Annotated in this window: 19 protein-coding genes; 10 read left to right on the top strand and 9 right to left on the bottom strand. The window is 69.9% G+C overall.

Features of this window, described 5'->3' with window-relative positions:
- The first annotated feature begins 339 nt into the window (after nucleotides 1-339).
- The 3 genes from AB0L53_RS54015 (at nucleotide 340) to AB0L53_RS54025 (ending at nucleotide 1,938) form a co-directional block, all read left to right on the top strand.
- Entirely contained in the window at nucleotides 340-621 is a 282-nt protein-coding gene (locus tag AB0L53_RS54015) for a hypothetical protein (protein ID WP_364013179.1), read from the top strand.
- Between the two features lie 220 nt (nucleotides 622-841).
- Complete coding sequence (locus AB0L53_RS54020) at nucleotides 842-1,357, top strand: sigma-70 family RNA polymerase sigma factor (RefSeq protein WP_364013264.1); 516 nt, start codon at nucleotides 842-844, stop codon at nucleotides 1,355-1,357.
- Complete coding sequence (locus tag AB0L53_RS54025; RefSeq protein WP_364013182.1) at nucleotides 1,354-1,938, top strand: hypothetical protein; 585 nt, start codon at nucleotides 1,354-1,356, stop codon at nucleotides 1,936-1,938. Before AB0L53_RS54020 ends, AB0L53_RS54025 begins: the two co-directional genes overlap by 4 nt.
- 298 nt (nucleotides 1,939-2,236) lie before the next feature.
- On the opposite strand, the gene AB0L53_RS54030 is transcribed toward AB0L53_RS54025, so the two are convergent.
- The 3 genes from AB0L53_RS54030 to AB0L53_RS54040 form a co-directional block, all read right to left on the bottom strand.
- Nucleotides 2,237-4,444, bottom strand: coding sequence for a hypothetical protein (locus AB0L53_RS54030; protein ID WP_364013185.1), 2,208 nt, complete (start codon nucleotides 4,442-4,444; stop codon nucleotides 2,237-2,239).
- A 57-nt stretch (nucleotides 4,445-4,501) separates the two neighbouring features.
- Nucleotides 4,502-5,365: an LLM class F420-dependent oxidoreductase gene (locus tag AB0L53_RS54035; protein WP_364013188.1), complete on the bottom strand. Its 864-nt coding sequence runs from the start codon at nucleotides 5,363-5,365 to the stop codon at nucleotides 4,502-4,504.
- Nucleotides 5,366-5,520: 155 nt separating this feature from the next.
- Nucleotides 5,521-5,838, bottom strand: a complete 318-nt coding sequence (locus tag AB0L53_RS54040; RefSeq protein WP_364013190.1) for a DUF2992 family protein — start codon at nucleotides 5,836-5,838, stop codon at nucleotides 5,521-5,523.
- Here AB0L53_RS54040 and AB0L53_RS54045 point away from each other — a divergent pair.
- Together AB0L53_RS54045 and AB0L53_RS54050 are read left to right on the top strand one after the other, a co-directional pair.
- Nucleotides 5,823-7,052, top strand: a complete 1,230-nt coding sequence (locus AB0L53_RS54045) for a MurT ligase domain-containing protein (RefSeq protein WP_364013193.1) — start codon at nucleotides 5,823-5,825, stop codon at nucleotides 7,050-7,052. The genes AB0L53_RS54040 and AB0L53_RS54045 overlap by 16 nt on opposite strands.
- On the top strand, nucleotides 7,042-7,755 hold the full coding sequence (locus AB0L53_RS54050) for a glutamine amidotransferase (RefSeq protein ID WP_357958102.1): 714 nt from the start codon (nucleotides 7,042-7,044) through the stop codon (nucleotides 7,753-7,755). The genes AB0L53_RS54045 and AB0L53_RS54050 overlap by 11 nt, the downstream gene beginning before the upstream one ends.
- A gap of 171 nt (nucleotides 7,756-7,926) precedes the next feature.
- Here the strand turns inward: AB0L53_RS54050 and AB0L53_RS54055 are convergent, their stop codons facing one another.
- From AB0L53_RS54055 to AB0L53_RS54065, 3 genes are all read right to left on the bottom strand, one after another.
- Nucleotides 7,927-9,180, bottom strand: a complete 1,254-nt coding sequence (locus AB0L53_RS54055) for a sigma-70 family RNA polymerase sigma factor (RefSeq protein ID WP_364013196.1) — start codon at nucleotides 9,178-9,180, stop codon at nucleotides 7,927-7,929.
- A 19-nt stretch (nucleotides 9,181-9,199) separates the two neighbouring features.
- On the bottom strand, nucleotides 9,200-9,604 hold the full coding sequence (locus tag AB0L53_RS54060; protein WP_364013267.1) for a YciI family protein: 405 nt from the start codon (nucleotides 9,602-9,604) through the stop codon (nucleotides 9,200-9,202).
- Nucleotides 9,605-9,710: 106 nt separating this feature from the next.
- Entirely contained in the window at nucleotides 9,711-10,073 is a 363-nt protein-coding gene (locus AB0L53_RS54065) for a DsrE family protein (RefSeq protein WP_358432118.1), read from the bottom strand.
- Nucleotides 10,074-10,139: 66 nt separating this feature from the next.
- Between AB0L53_RS54065 and AB0L53_RS54070 the strand changes: the two genes are divergently transcribed.
- The 4 genes from AB0L53_RS54070 (at nucleotide 10,140) to AB0L53_RS54085 (ending at nucleotide 12,679) form a co-directional block, all read left to right on the top strand.
- Nucleotides 10,140-10,640 (top strand): FABP family protein, encoded by a 501-nt coding sequence (locus tag AB0L53_RS54070; protein WP_357958097.1) that lies wholly within the window; start codon nucleotides 10,140-10,142, stop codon nucleotides 10,638-10,640.
- A gap of 5 nt (nucleotides 10,641-10,645) precedes the next feature.
- Entirely contained in the window at nucleotides 10,646-10,942 is a 297-nt protein-coding gene (locus tag AB0L53_RS54075; RefSeq protein ID WP_364013200.1) for a DUF2470 domain-containing protein, read from the top strand.
- 318 nt (nucleotides 10,943-11,260) lie between these two features.
- Nucleotides 11,261-11,674 (top strand): Fur family transcriptional regulator, encoded by a 414-nt coding sequence (locus tag AB0L53_RS54080; RefSeq protein ID WP_357958094.1) that lies wholly within the window; start codon nucleotides 11,261-11,263, stop codon nucleotides 11,672-11,674.
- Between the two features lie 66 nt (nucleotides 11,675-11,740).
- The gene (locus tag AB0L53_RS54085; protein WP_364013203.1) at nucleotides 11,741-12,679 is read left to right on the top strand and encodes a folate-binding protein; all 939 of its coding nucleotides are present in this window, start codon (nucleotides 11,741-11,743) and stop codon (nucleotides 12,677-12,679) included.
- Between the two features lie 61 nt (nucleotides 12,680-12,740).
- On the opposite strand, the gene dtd is transcribed toward AB0L53_RS54085, so the two are convergent.
- Nucleotides 12,741-13,166: a D-aminoacyl-tRNA deacylase gene (gene dtd / locus AB0L53_RS54090; protein WP_357958090.1), complete on the bottom strand. Its 426-nt coding sequence runs from the start codon at nucleotides 13,164-13,166 to the stop codon at nucleotides 12,741-12,743.
- Between the two features lie 60 nt (nucleotides 13,167-13,226).
- Here dtd and AB0L53_RS54095 point away from each other — a divergent pair, with 60 nt between their 5' ends.
- Entirely contained in the window at nucleotides 13,227-14,135 is a 909-nt protein-coding gene (locus AB0L53_RS54095; protein ID WP_364013206.1) for an asparaginase, read from the top strand.
- 53 nt (nucleotides 14,136-14,188) lie between these two features.
- Here AB0L53_RS54095 and AB0L53_RS54100 read toward each other — a convergent pair whose 3' ends face one another.
- Entirely contained in the window at nucleotides 14,189-15,796 is a 1,608-nt protein-coding gene (locus tag AB0L53_RS54100; protein ID WP_364013209.1) for a DUF2207 domain-containing protein, read from the bottom strand.
- A 63-nt stretch (nucleotides 15,797-15,859) separates the two neighbouring features.
- On the bottom strand, nucleotides 15,860-16,954 hold the full coding sequence (locus tag AB0L53_RS54105; protein WP_364013212.1) for an FAD-dependent monooxygenase: 1,095 nt from the start codon (nucleotides 16,952-16,954) through the stop codon (nucleotides 15,860-15,862).
- Between the last annotated feature and the right edge of the window lie 26 nt (nucleotides 16,955-16,980).

A 16,980-nucleotide genomic window follows, 5' to 3' on the forward strand; every position in this document is an offset into this window, starting at 1 on the left:
CACAAGATCAAAGCAGGCCCTGGAGAGGGCTTCGGGCCGACGAGCCGCTCGTTTGGGGCTCATGACACGTTTCTACCGGCACCCCTTGTTGCGGCAAAAGGTGTCGTCGCCCGGTACGAATCGGGATGGCGGCATCGTTGATCAAGAGCAAGTCTGGAAACGCGGCCCCTTGTCGTTGCCCGCTGCTAGCCTGCACCCCCAGTTGATCTTCCCCTGTGAAAGGCGCGCGATGTCGGGCGACGCTGACTCCCCGGTCGAATACCTGTCTTCAGGCGTTCTTACCCAGCTCAAGCGGCTGCATGGCCACATCCCCGAGGACTTCGAGCCGCGCGAGCGGTCGTGACCACGCCCGTGGGCGAATATCCGGTTCCGCCGTCTGTCCAGGCGCTACTGGCCGCGGTCTGGCCCGCAGAGCAACGTCTGCGGACGAATGACGAATTCGAGTGGCAGACCTTCCTCTACTACGGTGGCGAAGGTTCGGAAACCGAGCCTGGTCTCGTGGTTGAGTCCTCGTCATGCTGCACGACGGCGCCTTCCGGCGCGGAACTCGACGACGCGGCCATCGTCCGCGAAACGCTGCGCCATGCCGTCGACGAGGTCTTCCCCACCCAGGACCTCTGACGGCAGGCTCCACCGCACCGCCGGGTCCGAGGCGCACAACATTCTCGAATGGAACATCGAACAGTCGGTTGCCGCTGGGCCAAGGAGGTCTCGGTGGTCGGCAAGCACGCATGAGCTGCGCTTGTAACCTTTTGCGCCGGTTCCCGCCAAGTAGGGGTGCGAATCGACGAAGGGAGCATGGCCGGTGCGTCGAAAACAGGCGGAGATCGCCACAGATCCTGTGGCTTTCGAGGCCTTCTATCGAAGGCATGTCGATGCGGTCACCCGTTTTCTCGCACGTCGCGTTGACGACCCGCATACGGTCGCCGATCTGGTGGCTGAGGTGTTCGTGGCGGTGCTCGACTCGGCCCACACCTACCGGGCCGAGTTGGGGACCGAGATCGCGTGGCTCTACGGCGTGGCCCGTAAGACGATCTTGGCAGAGCGGCGGCGAGCGTACAAGCAGCTCAAGCTGACGGACCGGGTGAGCGGGCGGCGCACGCTGGCCACCGACGACGTCGCCAGGATCGAGGAGCGCATCGATGCCGAGCGGCACGCCAGGCGGGCCTTCGAGGCCATGGCGGGGCTGCCGGAGGGTGAACGTGCCGTGCTGGAGCTGGTCGTCATCGACCAGCTCACGGTCGCGGAGGCGGCGCTCGCCCTCGGCATCCGTCAGGGGACCGCCAAGGTACGCCTGCACCGCGCCCGCCGGACACTGCGGAGCCTGCCCTTCGTCATGGATGGAGCACCAGGATGAGCTACGAGGAGCAGTTACTGATGGAACTCAAAGCCGAGATCGCGCACCGCGGCCAACTACGACGCCGCGTCACCCGCAGGCTGTACGCCGGGGGCGTGGTGGCTGCCTTGGCCGCCGCGGCGGCGTTCGCGGTGCCGCTGCTGACGGGGACGGAGTCGCCCGCGTACGCCGTGAGCAAGAGAGCCGACGGCACGGTGGGGGTCGAAATCCGCGAGTTCAAAGATGCCGACAAGTTGGAGCGGGACCTGAAGGCGGCGGGTGTCAGAGCGGACGTCACGTATCTCCCGTCCCGCAAGCAGTGCGAGAAGGACAGAGGAGCGAGCACCCTTCTGGCGGAAGGGGCCATTCACATGCGGGAGGGCGGGCTGGACATCGATCCCCGGCTCCTCGATGAGGACAAGACGCTGGTCCTGGAGTTCGCCGGGAGCGAGGAGGAGGTTCCCGGAGCGAAGCCGCCGAAGACGTGGTGGACACTCGCGACGCTGATGATCCCCGGCAAGGTCGGCCCGTGCGTCGTCGTCGACAGCCCGGATTGGGACGACAACGGCGGCCCGGAGGGACAGCCGCCGGCGGGGAGTTAGCGCGATGACGGGCAACGTTTGCCCTACGGGGCCGGTGAACCTCCCTGTTGAGGCTGGCAGCACGACGTCAGGGTGCCGGACCGGAGCGGGGCGACGCGGTCACCTTCGGGCAGATCCGGGCAGAGGCTCTGGACAACCCCGCGATGACCTCGGCCTATCGGGCGATCCTCTGCCAGGACATCGAGCCGGAGATCAGCGGCTTCCCGGAGCTCAGGGCGCGTGCCCGCGACATCGCGCGGCGGGCCCCGCACATGCGTGGTACGTCGGAGTCTGCCGCTGAACCGGCACGCGGAGCTGATCAACCGGGGCATGGATCGATGCCCGTCGAGCGGAGACCGGCCGCGAAATCCCGGTCTCCGCCGATCGCCGGGAAGTCGATCAGGTGATCTTGCAGACGGGCGTGGCGGAACTGATAACTGCCGCCTACCTGCCGTAGCACGCCGTGACGGTGGGCATGGTCCAGGAAATCCATCACCCGCCAGGGCAGTTTCTTCCTGAACACCAGCCAGGAGCGAATCAGCATCCACCGCCCCCACGCGGTGCTGCTCACCGCGACCAGGGTGACCCCGATGCCGACCCCGGCGCCGGCCACCAGCGCGGCGCCCAGTCTGGCCGCAGGGTGGGCGAGCATGGCCGCCGCGACGCCGACCATCAGCCCCGCGCCGAGCCCGCCGCCGAACGCCTGGGTCAGCGCGGTGGCGCGATCCAGGTCGAGGAGCGAGCGGGGGCTGATGTTCTCCTCGGGCCCGACCGGCGCGGTCAGGCCCGCGCCCAGCCCGACACCGATCCCTCCGGTGACTCCGGCCACCACGCCGGCCATGAGCCCGATGCCCGAGCCGCCCGTCATGAACCAGAAGACCACCCCGAACACCAGGCCGGAGAACACCCCGACGGCCACTCCCACGAGCACTCCCCGGAGGACCTGGCGGCGGCGGCCCTTGATCGGGAGCCGGACCCGGGAAGGCGACGGCCTTCTCCCGAATCCGGACACCAGCGCCGCCCCGACGCCGACGCCGAGCCCGGTCCCGCACCCGGCGACGGTCAGGAACGATCGCCCGAACACGAGCCCCGCCACCAACCCCATCACAGGCCCCGCCGTCAGTCCGGCGGCCAGGCCGGCCATGAGCTCGAAACCGCCCCGGGGGAGGGTCCGGTGCAGCTCCCACCAGCCGAGATCACGGGTGCCGAGTGCTCTCAGATGCCGGGCGAGGTGCGCGAGCCAGGCCCGAGCCTGGTCGTGCTCGTACGCGCGGATGGGCGTCGCGGGAGATCCGGGACGGTCCGGCGGCGGCAGCGAACGCACCGGATAGACCGTGGGAAGGAACGCGTCGAGCAGGTGGTGTTCGATCGCGGAGCGGTCCGGGAACCTGCCGAGGTCGAGCAGGTCGGACGGGTCGGTGCCAGGAGGCGCGTACGCCGAGCGCGTGAGGGAGACCATCAGCGGAGACGACAGCGATCGGGCGAGTGGACCGTCGGGGCAGGCGAGGAGATGATCGAACATCGGCCCCCAGCGGTCGTCGCCGGTGGGAAGGGCGGCGCGCAGGTGGTCGACGGCGTCCTCGGGTTTGACCGGTTCGATCTCCACGACCGCCGCGTGGGCGAGCGGCTGGCCCTCCGCCGCGACTGCGGCGGCGTACTCAGCGCCGCGACAGGTGATCACCAGCGGGCGCTCGTCGAGGACGGCTCGATTGATCGCTTTGATCGCCGTCGGGTGCAGTCCGCCCGGCATCTCGTCCAAGCCGTCGAGGACGAGCATCACCCGTGCGCTGTGGACCAGCCGCGATGCCACGTCGGTGCCGTGGACGTCCCGGTCCGCCAGAAACGGGTACTCCTCACGCAGCCGCCTGGCGAACCAGACGTCGAGCCGTTCCTGGGCCGGGTCCCATGAGGACGCGGTCAGCAGGACGGGCACCGGCTCGGCCGGCTCGCGGGTTCGGAGCATGCCGAGGGTGAACAGCAGCGCCAGTACGGTCTTGCCGGCCGCGTGCTCTCCCAGGACCATCAGTTGCTTGCGCGGGAGCTTCCGGAACGCCGCCACCACGTCGCTCAGGCTGCCGTGCAGCCGCAGACGCGTGGGCCGCCCCGGTATCGTCCCCTTGCCCAGCACCGCGATCGGGGAGGCGCCGGGGCGGCCCGAGGACGACCAGCGCAACTGCAGCGGATCCGGCCGGCCCAGCGTCCGCATCGCCGCCTCCTCGGTCCACTGGCCGCGAATCCGGTCCGCCAGCCGGGCCACCCACGGATCCAGCGACCGAGCCTCGTCCGCCGGGGAGGCGGCGCCGTCGCGCCGTGGTGCTGCGGCCCCCCATCCCAGAGCGGCCACGGACACCAGCAGCGAGACCGCGCCGAACAACAGGCTGCCGACACTGGCGAGCTTGTCGGCCTTCTCCAGCCGATCGGGCGAACCAAGGAGAAAGAACACGAGCACTGCGGCCACGGCGATCAGAAACGCCGCACCGCTCACCCAGAGCAGCACTGAGCGTCGTGATTTGATTACTCTCCGCACCTGGACATCATCGCCCACCGAGGTCCAGGCAGGGGCGGGAACGCCCTGGGCAGGTGCTCAGCGTCCGGCCGGGGTGATGGCGGAAATGTGCGTGGCGAGCGCCGCCAGGTGCGCGAGTGAGGAGTCGGCGGCGGCGTCGGGGACGGCGACGATGACGTGGTCGATGCCCAGAGCGGCCAGGTCGCCGCAGCGCTGGACGCTCTCTTCGACGCTCTCGCCGTCGGCGATGCGCATGTGGAGGGTCTTCTCGATCTCCTCGTACGGCCGTCCCAGGCGTTCGCAATGGCCGCGCAGTACGCCGAGCTTGTGCCGTACATCGGCGCCGTGCAGGAAGTTACAGGCGTCGGCGTACTCGGCGACGAGCCGGAGGGTCTTCTTCTCCCCGCTGCCGCCGATCAGGATCCGTGGGCGGGCTTGGGGGGAGTTGAGCGTGCGCTCCAGCTGGTAGTGGGTGCCCTCGTACGGCTTGTCCTCGTCGCTCCACATCTGTTTGGCGATCTGGAGCGTCTCCTCCAGCCGCTCGAACCGTTCGGCAAGGGCAGGGAAGCGGAGGCCGAGACCCCGGGCCTCCTGCTCGTACCAGCCCGCGCCGATGCCGAGGACGGCGCGGCCGCCGGAGAGCGCGTCGAGCGTGCTGACCTGCTTCACCAGAAACCCGGGCGCACGGTAGACGGCGCCGGTGACGAGGGTGCCGAGGGTGACCCGGCGGGTGAGGGCGGCGGCATAGGACAGCGCGCCGTACGCCTCCAGCATCGGATCCTCGACGGCGCCGAAGTTGGGGATCTGGAAGAAATGGTCCATCACCCACAGGCTGTGCAGCCCCGCTTCGTCGGCGCCGCGGGCGACGGCCGCGAACCTCTTGGCGATGGCGGTGTCGCCGCCGGGCCAGATGAAGCGAGGGCAGGTCAGACCGAGTTTCATCGAATGCTCCTTGATCGGGGAATGCCTGCCGCAGGATGACGCGTCACTGCGATTTCGGGCATGAAAAAACCCTCCCGCCTGGGTCGCTGGACCCGAGGCCGAGAGGGCTCCGTACGAACGATTATCTCATGGGCCGCGCACGCCCACCGCACGACTCAACGCCCGCGCCGGCGTTCGGCGCGTTTGCGATGGGCGACTTCGCGCTTGTGCCGGGCCACGGCCTCGCGGCGGTCCTTGCGGTCGCCGGTGGCCTCCTGCTTGCGGCTCTCCAGCTCCAGCCGCATGGCCTCCTGCGCGGCCGTACTCCTCGAAGAGACCCGAGCCGCCGCCCGCGCGGCCAGTTTGGCGGCCCGCAGTTCGCCGTCCTGGACGATCTCCAGCCCCGGGCTACCGAACCGGGCCGCGTTTTCGTGTGCCCCACCAGAGTAGAGCCCAACGCCGACTAGGATCCTGTGCCATGACCCAGCTTCCACTGCGGGCTCAGCTCGCGAGCGCCCTGGGCCGCAGTGCCGCCACGCTGTCGAGGATGACCGGGCGCGGCGACGGCTCGGTCATCGGCGGTCGGGTCGGCCTGATGCTCGAGCCCGACCTGCTCCGGCAGCTCGCCCGTGACCGCAGGCTGGCCCTGGTCAGCGCGACCAACGGTAAGACCACCACGACCCGGCTGATCACCTCGGCGCTGCTGGAGCTGGGGGAGGTGGCCACCAACGCGTTCGGCGCCAACATGCCCGCGGGGCACGTCTCGGCGCTCTCCACGCACAAGGACGCCCCCTACGGCGTGCTGGAGGTCGACGAGAAATACCTGCCCGAGGTGCTCGACACCACCGGCGCCGGCGTCGTCTGCCTGATGAACCTCAGCCGCGACCAGATGGACCGCGCGGCCGAGATCTGGCTGCTCGCGCAGAAGTGGCGCAGGGCGCTGTCCGGCAAGCCGACGCACGTCATCGCCAACTGCGACGACCCGCTCGTCACCTGGGGCGCCTCGACCGCGGCCAAGGTGACCTGGGTCGCGGGCGGTCAGCGCTGGAAGGAAGACTCCTGGTGCTGCCCGGAGTGCGGCGGGCCGCTCGATCGTAAGGACGCCGACTGGGCGTGCCGCGAGTGCACCTTCCATCGGCCGGAGCCGCAGTGGGTTCTCGACGACGACGCGGTGGTCGATCCGCGCGGGCAGCGGTGGCTGCTCGACATCCAGCTGCCCGGCCTGGCCAACCGGTCCAACGCCGCGATGGCACTGGCGGTGGCCGAGGCGTTCGGGCTGCCGGTCGAGCGGGCGCTGCCCCGGCTGCGCGAGGTCACCTCGGTCGCGGGCCGCTACACCACGGTCGAGCGCGACGGCCGCCACGCGCGGCTGCTGCTGGCCAAGAACCCGGCGGGCTGGCTGGAGGCGTTCGACGTCTCCGATCCCCAGCAGCCGATCATCCTCTCGGTCAACGCGCAGGGGCCCGACGGGCGTGACACCTCCTGGCTGTGGGACGTCGACTACCGGATCCTGCGCGGTCGCCCGGTGTTCGTCACCGGTGAGCGGCGGCTGGACCTGGCGCTCCGGCTCGACGTGGCCGACGTGCCGTTCTCAATCTGCGGCACGTTCAACGAAGCGCTGGCCATGCAGCCGCCGGGCCGGGTCGACGTGATCGCCAACTACACCGCCTTCCAGCAGATCCGATCGGAGTTCGGTCGTGCCGTCTGACAGCGCCCTTCGCATCGTCTGGATCTATCCTGACCTGCTGAGCACGTACGGTGACCAGGGCAACGTGCTCGTCCTGGAGCAGCGCGCCCAGCGCAGGGGGATCGAGACCGAGACCATCTACGTGCGCTCGGCCGACCCAGTGCCGGAGAGCGGCGACATCTACCTCATCGGCGGCGGCGAGGACCGCCCGCAGATCCTCGCGGCGGAGCGGCTGCGCAAGGACGGTGGCCTGCACCGCGCGATCGCGCGGGGCGCGGCGATGCTCGCGGTCTGCGCCGGCTACCAGATCATGGGCAGTACGTTCGGCGGCGAGGAGGGCCAGCCGGTCGACGGCATCGGCGTGCTCGACATCGCCAGCTCCCGCGGCCCTTCCCGGGCGGTCGGCGAACTGGTCGCCGAGGTGGACGCCGAGCTGGGGCTGCCGACGCTGACCGGCTTCGAGAACCACATGGGAGTCACCCGCCTGGGACCGGGCGTCAAGGCGCTGTCCCGGACGACCGTGGGGGTGGGCAACGGGGACGGCTTCGAGGGGTGTTACGCGGGGCACATCGTCGGGACCTACCTGCACGGGCCGGCGCTGGCGCGCAACCCGGCGCTCGCCGACCTGCTGCTCTCCTGGCGCGCGGGCGACCTGGCCCCGCTCGACGACACCCGCTACGAGCAGCTCCGGCGAGAGCGTCTGGCCGCCGTACTCGGCAGCTGACTTCTACGGTTTTCACAACCAGTCGGTTTTACGGCACAGCACGGTGGGCCCCAGCCGCCGACCATGGCTGGGCGCCTCCAGGGATACGGCCGCTGAGCCCGCACAGGGCCGGGCGCCGTTACGACGTCTTCTTAGCCGCCCGCGTGGTCAAGTTCCTGGCCACCCGCGTGGTCAGGTTCTTGGTCGTCGCGTGGTCAGTGCGCCGGCCTTGGCGTGCAGGTAGCGCTGCTGTTGGAGGCTGTTTGTTCGCTGTGCGGCCGTCTCGTAAGACGCCCGGGCCGCTCCGTGGTCGCCGGACAGCTCCAGCAGGTGGGCCCGGACCGCGTGCAGCCGGTGGTCTTCGGCTATCCGGGCGTCGTGTGCCAGCTTTTCCAGCAGGGCCAGCCCCGCTTCCGGGCCGTCGACCATGGCGGCCGCGACGGTGTGGTTGAGCGTTACCACCGGGTTGTCGGACAGGCGCATCAGCACCTCGTACAGGGCCTTGATCTGGGGCCAGTCGGTCGTCGCCGCGGTCGGCGCCTCGTCGTGCAGGGCGGCGATCGCCGCCTGGAGCTGGTAGGGGCCGGTTGGGCCGCAGGGGAGGGCTCCGGTGATGAGGGCTATGCCTTCGGTGATGTAGGCCGGGTTCCAGAGGGTTCGGTCCTGTTCGGCCATGGGGATCAGGGAGCCGTCCGGGCCCGTACGCGCCGGTCTGCGGGCGTCGGTGAGGAGCATGAGGGCCAGCAGGCCCGCCACCTCGGAGTCGTCCGGCAGCAGCCGGTTGACCAGGCGGGTCAGGCGGATCGCCTCGGTGGTCAGTTCGGTGCGGTGGAGGGCCGGGCCCGAGGTGCTGGCGTAGCCCTCGTTGAAGATCAGGTAGAGGACGTGCAGGACCGCCGCGAGCCGTTCCGCGCGGTCCTGGCCGGAGGGCATGCCGAAGGGGAGGCCGCTCTCCTTGATGCGGTGTTTGGCCCTGGTTATGCGCCGGGTCATGGTCGCTTCCGGGACCAGGAACGCTCTGGCGATCTCCGCGGTGGTCAGGCCGCCGACGGCCCGCAGGGTGAGCGCGATCTGTGACGCGGGCGACAGTGAGGGGTGGCAGCACATGAACAGCAGGATCAGCGTGTCGTCGGACTCCGACGCCGGCCTGTCCGCGGCGGGGGCCAGCCACTGGTCGGGCAGTGCCCAGCGCGAGACGGTGTCCTCGCGGTGCCGGCGGGCCTGCTCGCCGCGCAGCAGGTCGGTCAGCCGGCGTGAGGCGACGGTGATCAGCCAGCCGCGCGGGTTGTCCGGCAGGCCCTCTCCGGGCCACTGGAGGGCGGCCGCGAGCAGTGCCTCCTGCGTCGCGTCCTCGGCTGTGGCGAAGTGCCCGTAACGCCGTACCAGCGCGCCGAGAACCTGCGGCGCCAGCCCGCGCAGCAGGTCCTCGATCTGGCCGCCAGTCACAACAAGACCTCGCCGCCGGTCACAGCTCCTCGTAGCCTCCGGCGATCGGCCGTATGTCCACGTGCCAGTCGTGGATCAGGGTCGCGTTCGCGGGGTGGGGAGTGTCGGCCAGTTGCGCGGCGATCTCGGTGGCCCGGTCGAAGCTCTCGCACTCGACGATCGTGTAACCGGCCAGGACCTCCTGCGTCTCGGAGTAGGGCCCGTCGGTCACGACCGGAACCCCGTCCTTCAGTTCGACCCTCCTGGCGAGCACGGGCGCGCTCAGGCCCTGGGCGTCGACGAACTCCCCGGACTCGACCAGGGCGTGGTTCCACGCCTCCATGAAGGCGTGCAGCGCCGCGACGTCCTCCCCGGACCAGACCGGGTTGTCCGGCTTTCCGGACAGATTGTCGTAGTCGCGCTGCGTGCCGCTCATCATGATCATGTACTTCACGATTTCTCCTCTCGGCCGGCACCGCTCCCGGTGCCGTACACCAGAGACGTCGGAACCACCGCGCCACCCCGGACACGCGCGCTGGAGGTTTCCGCGGTCAGTACACGAGAGCCTGCGCGTCCTTCGCCACGGCCTCCTCGACGAAGGTGGAGGCGCCGGCGATGCGGACGCCGTCGATGAGATCGTCGACCGTGAGGTCACGCCGGGCCGCGCACTGGGTGCACACCGTCACCCGGCCGCCCGCCAGGACGGCGTCCAGCAGGTCCGTGAGCGGAGCGGCGTGGGCCAGGTTGAACTCCTTGGCCCTGCCCGGCACCGCGAACCAGGAGGACTCGCCGGTCAGCCAGAGAGAGACCGGAACGCCGCTCGCCAGCGCGGCGGCCGCGACCGTGAACGCCTGGTTGCAGCGCTCCGGGGCCTCGGCGCCGGCGGTCACCTTGATCACCAGAGATCGTGCCATGTCCGTCACCCTAAACCTCTTCCCGCCGGACGTCTTCACCGCGGGCGGCCAGTACAGTTTGGTGCCATGGAAGATGCTGAGGTCCAGGTGCCGGTGCATCCCGATCTGGAGCACATCGCGTTCCTGATCGGCCGCTGGGAGGGCGCCGGTGTCGGGGGATATCCGACGATCGAGAGCTTCAACTTCGGTCAGGAGATCGAGTTCAGCCACAACGGCAAACCGTTCCTGTCGTACGTGAGCCGCACCTGGCTGCTCGACGAGGACGGCAACCGGGTCCGGCCGCTCGCCACCGAGTCCGGCTACTGGCGGCCGCAGCCCGACCGGCAGCTCGAGGTGCTGCTGGCCCACCCGACGGGCATCGTGGAGATCTACATCGGCGAGGTCGTCTTCCACAAGATCGAGCTGCGCACCGACGTGGTGGCGCGCACCGCCTCGGCCAAGGAATACACCGCGGCCACCCGCCTGTACGGGCTGGTCAAGGGCAACCTCATGTGGGCCTATGACATGGCCGCGGTCGGGCACCCGCTCACGTCGCACATGTCGGCGGAGCTGAAGAAGGTAGCTTGATCCATATGAGCACCCCGTTCACCGCCGAGGCGGTCGAGGCGATCAAGCGGCACATGAACGACGACCACTCAGGCGACGCGCTGATCATCGTGCGGGGGCTGGGCGGCCGGCCCGCCGCGACGACGGCGGCCACCAGCGGGGTCGACGCCGAGGCGATCGAGTTCACGATCGACGGCGGCGAGCTGGTCAGGGTGCCGTGGGGAGAGACGCTGACCGAACGCCCCCAGGTGCGCATGGCGGTCGTCCGCCTCTATCGCGAAGCCTGCGACAAGCTGGGCCTCCCGCCCCGCGGCGCGCACTGACCGCGCGCGGGAAGCGAGGGCATGAAATCGAGGGCATGAAAAGGGCCCCAGGCGTCGTTCCGCTCGTGATCGAGCGGGTCGGATGGACCATGGACAGGAAAACCATCCCCGTCCTCCGACTGCCAGGGGCCCCGGTGGTTGCCTCGTATTCGCCAAGTAGACGCGAGACAACAGTCCGCGTCGTCAGCGGACAACCACCTCGCTAGTCCAACTATGAATCACCATTGTTTGGACCACCTCCTTTCGGCGTACCCCAGAAGCTATGTGCTCGGTCGCGGAGGGGGCAAGTGATTAATACTCGGTCGTAGACTCGGGGGCATGACGGAGACGCAGTGGCACGAGGAACTCCGCGCCAAGGGCTACCGGGTGACCCCTCAGCGACAGCTCGTGCTGGAGGCGGTCAAGTCGCTTGAGCACGCCACGCCGGAAGAGATCTCCGTCAAGGTGCGCGAGACTGCCCGTGGCGTCAACATCTCGACCGTCTACCGCACGCTGGAGCTGCTCGAAGAGCTCGGCATGGTCACCCACACCCATCTGAGCCACGGCGCCCCCACCTACCACCTGGCGGCGGACGCCGACCATCTGCACCTGGTCTGCCGGGGCTGCGGTGAGGTCGGCGAGGTGCGCCCCGAGCTCGCGGACGGGCTGGTCAAGGGGCTGGACAGCGAGATGGGCTTCGTGGCCGACGTACGCCACCTGACCGTCTTCGGCCGCTGCAGCAAGTGCCGATAGCACCGTCTTCGGACGTTACCGCAGCCGTCTTCGGTCGCTGTCGCAACTGCCGATAACCTGGAAGGCATGCGCAGCCCTCTGCTCGATCTCCCCGGTGCCGTTCCCGCCGACGGCCCCGACTCCGACGTGGCCGCCCACTACGGTGACCTGTTCGCCGAACAACGGGCGCTCGTCAAGGGCGAGGCGGTGGTCGACCGCAGCAACCGCGAGGTGGTCCGCGTCTCCGGAGCCGACCGGCTGAAATGGCTCAACGACCTGACCTCGCAGAAGCTCGACACGCTGACGCCCGGCGAGTGGACGCAGACGCTCGACCTCGATCTCCAGGGCCGGGTCCTGCACCACCTGACGCTGGTCGACGACGGCGAGTCCGTGCTGGCGCACGTCGAGCCGGGCACCGCCGACAGCCTGGTCGCCTATCTCGACCGGATGCGGTTCATGCTCCGCGTCGAGGTCTCGCGCGCCGACGACCTGGCGGTGCTCTCGTCCGCGACCGAGGACTTCCTGGTGCCGCGCGCCGAGCTGCCCGACCATCTGGGCAGGCCGCTGGCCGGGCTCTGGGCGTACGAGGCGCTCCGCATCGAGGAGCACCGGCCCCGGCTCGGCTTCGACACCGACCACAAGACGATCCCGCACGAAGTGGGCTGGATCGGCACCGCCGTACACCTCACCAAGGGCTGTTACCGGGGCCAGGAGACGGTCGCCCGCGTCCACAATCTGGGGCATCCGCCGCGGCGGCTGGTGTTCCTGCACCTTGACGGCAGCGTCGACACGCTGCCGGCGCACGGCGCACCGGTGATTTTCGAGAGCCAGGAGGTGGGCGTCGTCGGCTCCGCCGCCCGCCACCACGAACTGGGCCCGATCGCGCTGGCCACGGTCAAGCGGACGGTGCCGGTCGACGCGCCCCTGCTCGCGGGCGGCGTCGCCGCCGCCCAAGAGGTCATCGTCCCCCCGGACGCGGGCCGCAACGTCACCATCGACCCGGCGATGCGCCGCCGCCTCCGCTGAACCGGCTTGGCCTTCTTGCCGATCGCGTAGGAGGGCTCGAGGTCGTCGGCGGAGACTATGTTCACACGTCCACCACGAGCGTGATCGGGCCGTCGTTGACCAGGGACACCTTCATGTCCGCGCCGAACCGGCCCGTCTCCACGTGGGCTCCCAGCGCCCGGAGTTCGTCGACCACGGCGTCCACCAGTGGCTCGGCGACCGGTCCTGGAGCGGCGGCCTGCCAGGTGGGCCGCCTGCCCTTGCGGGCGTCGCCGTAGAGGGTGAACTGGCTGATCACCAGGAGCGGCGCCGACACGTCGGAGCAGGACTTCTCGCCGTGCAGGATGCGCAGCCCCCAGAGCTTGGCGGCGAGCTTGCGCGCCTCGGCGCGGGTGTCCGGGTGCGTGACGCCGACCAGCACGAGCAGGCCCGGCTCGTCGATCGCTCCGACGGTCACCCCGTCGACCACCACCGACGCGGTGCTGACTCGCTGTACGACTGCTCGCATAAGACCTCATTCTGGCCCAGGTCAAAAGGCTTCGTAGACTCATGCCGAAAGGGGAGGCGAATGTCGCTGGTTGTCGAGGTTGTCCGGTCCGGGTTCGTGGAGTCGACCCATCACGTGCGCATGCTCACCGTGGACGCCGCGGGCGATCCGGTCGCGGTGCATGGCGCGGTGCACGTGCCGGCCTCGCCGCGCTCGGCCATGAAGCCGTTCCAGGCGGTCGGCATGCTCCGCGCCGGGCTCGCGCTCGACGGTGAACTCCTCGCGCTGGCCTGCGCCTCCCACTCCGGTGAGCCGTACCACGTGGACGGCGTGCGGAAGATCCTGGCGGAGGCCGGGCTGACAGAGTCGGCGCTGCTCTGCCCCGAGGACTATCCCTCCGACCGGGCGGCGACCGACCTGGGCCGCGTCTACATGAACTGCTCGGGCAAGCACGCCGCCATGCTCGCCACCTGTGTGCTGAACGACTGGCCGCTCACTACCTACCTGGAGCCGACGCACCCGCTGCAGCGGACGATCCGCCGCACGGTGGAGGAGCTGACGGGCGAGCGGGTCGCGGCCTCGGGCGTGGACGGGTGCGGCGCGCCGCTGTTCTTCGTCTCGATGGTGGGCGTGACGCGGGCCTTCCGCGCGCTGGCTCTGGGGGAGGCGGGCTCGTACGAGCGGCGGATCTTCGACACCATGCGCGCGCATCCGGAGTGGACCTCCGGCACGATCAGGCCGGAGGCCGAGCTGATGCGGGCCCTGCCGGGGCTGATGGTCAAGGTGGGCGCGGAGGGGTTCAACGCGTTCGTGTTCGAGGACGGGCGGGCGGGCACCGTCAAGGTCGAGGACGGCGCGCAGCGGGCCCGCACACCCGCCACGGTGACGGCGCTGCGCTCGCTCGGCCTGGACGCCCCGGAACTGGACACGATGGCCCGCCCGCCGCTGATGGGCGGCGGACGCGCCGTGGGCGAACTGCGCCTCCGCTGAGTCACGCCTCCACTGAGCGGCGCCTCCGCTGAACGGCTGGGGGCGCCGGGCCGCTACAGGGTGCGGAACTGGCGACTGGCCGAGATGGCGCCCGAGGTCGTCGTGGTGAACGTCCGCATCGACCCGGCGAACTTGGACAGGTCCCACTCGGCCGGGCCGTGATACCAGTACAGGTTGTCGGACTGGGGCCCGTTGCCGGTGACCGAGGCGACGACCCGGGACCAGTGCTCCACGCCATCGAAGATCACCGCGTACGGGAGATAACGGGAGAACAGCTCCACCCGGTGCTGTTCGGGCACCTCCCCGAGGTCACCAGAGAACAGGTACTCGCGGAAACCCATCGTGTGCGCCAGCGCGGCCGAGCCCTTGGCGGTCTTGGCGGGCATGTACTGGCCGCCGACAGCCAGGGCGCCACCGGCGATGATCAGCGCCAGGCCCAGCAGGCCGTACGTGGTGAACCAGGCGAGCGCCACCGTGGCCAGCAGGCCCACGCCGATGAGCAGCACGCCGATGACCGTCCAGCGGGTCCGCTCGGTGTCGGGACGGCGGGCGAACCAGCCCTGCGTCACCACGTCGGCGTAGAGGGCGTCGCGGACCTTGCCCAGGTGACTGGCGAACGAGCCGGACATCTGAGACAGCAGCACCATGTCGCGCCCGTCGAAGATGGCGTCGTACAGCGCCCGCTCGTACGGCAGCAGCGTGTTGACCGGCGCGTTCGGCAGCCTGACCAGCGTCCAGTCGGGCGCGTCGTAGGTCTGCCGCGGCTGCTCGTCGATGCGCAGGTAGCCGCGGACCGCGAGGTCTACGATCGTCGCGGTGACGTCGACCACGTCGGCCTGTTCGTCCACCAGTGTGCCGATCTGGCCGGGCCGGACGCCGTCGGGCGGGGAGAAGTGCCCGTTCTGTACGGGGGCGACCGAGTTGCGCTCGTGGCCCGCGGCCCTGGAGTCGCGTCCGCGCGTCCAGTAGAGCAGGCCGACGCCGCCGAGCAGGAGGACCAGCAGGGCGGCGAGCGCGCCGCCGGTGACGCCGTTCAGCGTGAACGCGCCGGCCAGCGAGAAGCGCCGCTCCAGGATCGGTGCGCCGCTGGTGGAGCCCTTGGCGTAGCCGACGACCACGGTCAGTGCCTGGCCGGGGCCCACGTTCTGCTGCTCGAAGGCGGCCTCGGTGGCGCCGTGGTCCATGGAGGCGGACGTACAGCCGATGGCCGAGGTCAGCTCACCGGCGAAGCACGACAGGTTCTGCATCTGGCCGGGACCGCTCACCTTGACCGTCGCCTTGGTGACCGGCTCGCTCCAGCCGTTCACCGCGAACCAGCGCAGCTCCTCGATGGCGCCCGCGGGCGTCACGGCCCCCTTGACGTCGTACTCGACGGTGCCGGGTCCCTTCATAGTCAGCACGTCGCCGGCGAGCGTGCCGCCCTTGACGTTCGAGATCTGGTACAGCCGGTCGTTGTCGTCGTCGAAGCGGGTCCTGGTGAGGAACGTCCGCTTGAGCTCCCCCGAGCCGCCGCTGATCTTCTCGACCACGTGCAGTGTGCCGTTCTTGGCGAGGCTCATGGTCACCTCGTCGGTGATCCCGGCCGCCGCCGTGGCGGGGACGGCGGTCAGCGACAGAGCGACGGCCCCCAGTATGGCCAGCGTGCGCCTGATACCCGTCATGGCGGCACATCGTAGCGGTTCGTCCTCCTTGGAGGAGTACGGGCGTCTCCTGACCAGGCTGGATCAGTCGAGCGCGATGCTGTTGGCGGCCCGCTGGACGTTCTCCGGAGCCGCGCCCTGGCCGGGGTTCTCCAAGGCGAGGGCCTGGTTGACCTCGGCGAACGGCCGCATCCGCGCCTCATAGCGGTCGAACGCGCCGTGCGGGTCCCTGGAGAGCTCCTGAGCCAGTACGTACGCGCCCACCATCGCCAGGCTGGTGCCCTGGCCCGACAGCGGTGAGGCGCAGTAGCCGGCGTCGCCGAGCAGCGTCACCCGGCCCTCGGACCAGCGCTCCATCCGGATCTGCGCCATCGCGTCGAAGTAGAAGTCGTCGGCCGCCCACATCGCCTTCAGTAGCCGGGGCGTCTCCCAGCCCAGCTCGGAGCAGCGCTCCTCGATGAGCCGCTTCTGCTGCTCGACGTCGCGGTAGTCGTAGGCGACGTCCTCGCCGCCGAAGCCGATGTTGACCCGGATCGAGGCGTTGCCGGGGGCGGTGTAGAGGCCGAACCCGGCGTCGCCCTCGCGGTGCCACACCTGCCAGCGGTCCAGGTCGAGGAAGTTGTCCGCGCTGTAGATCGCCACGTACATGCCCAAGTGGTGGATGAATTGCGACTCCTCGCCGAACACCAGCCCGCGCACGTTCGAGTGCAGGCCGTCGGCGCCGACCACGTAGTCGAAGCGCCGCCGCACGCCGCTCTCGAACGTCACCTGGACCCCCTGACCGTCCTGGTGGAGCGCCGCGATCGAGTCGCCATAGAGGTATTCGACGCCGCTGCCCGAGGCGGCGATGACGAGCGCGGTCAGGTCGTCGCGCATGATCTCGATGTCGGGGCCGTCCAGCCGGCCGCCGCTGATCGTCTCCTCGGTGGTGCGCATCAGCTCGTTGCCGTCGCCGTCGACCATCGACATGCCGCGCATGTCGGTCTTCATGGCTCGTGCCTGCTCCAGGATGCCCATGCGCCCGGCCACCTCCAGGGCGGCTCCCCGGATGTCGATCGCCTGGCCGCCTCGGCGAGGGGCGGGGGCGCGTTCGACGACGGTCACGTCGAAGCCGTGCTCGCGCAGCCAGTAGGCCAGGACGGGTCCGCCGATGCTGGCGCCGGAGATGAGGACGTTCATTGGATCTCCCTTTTGTTGACGCTGTA

This window comes from Nonomuraea sp. NPDC052129 (assembly GCF_040680095.1).
Classification (GTDB): Bacteria; Actinomycetota; Actinomycetes; order Streptosporangiales; family Streptosporangiaceae; genus Nonomuraea.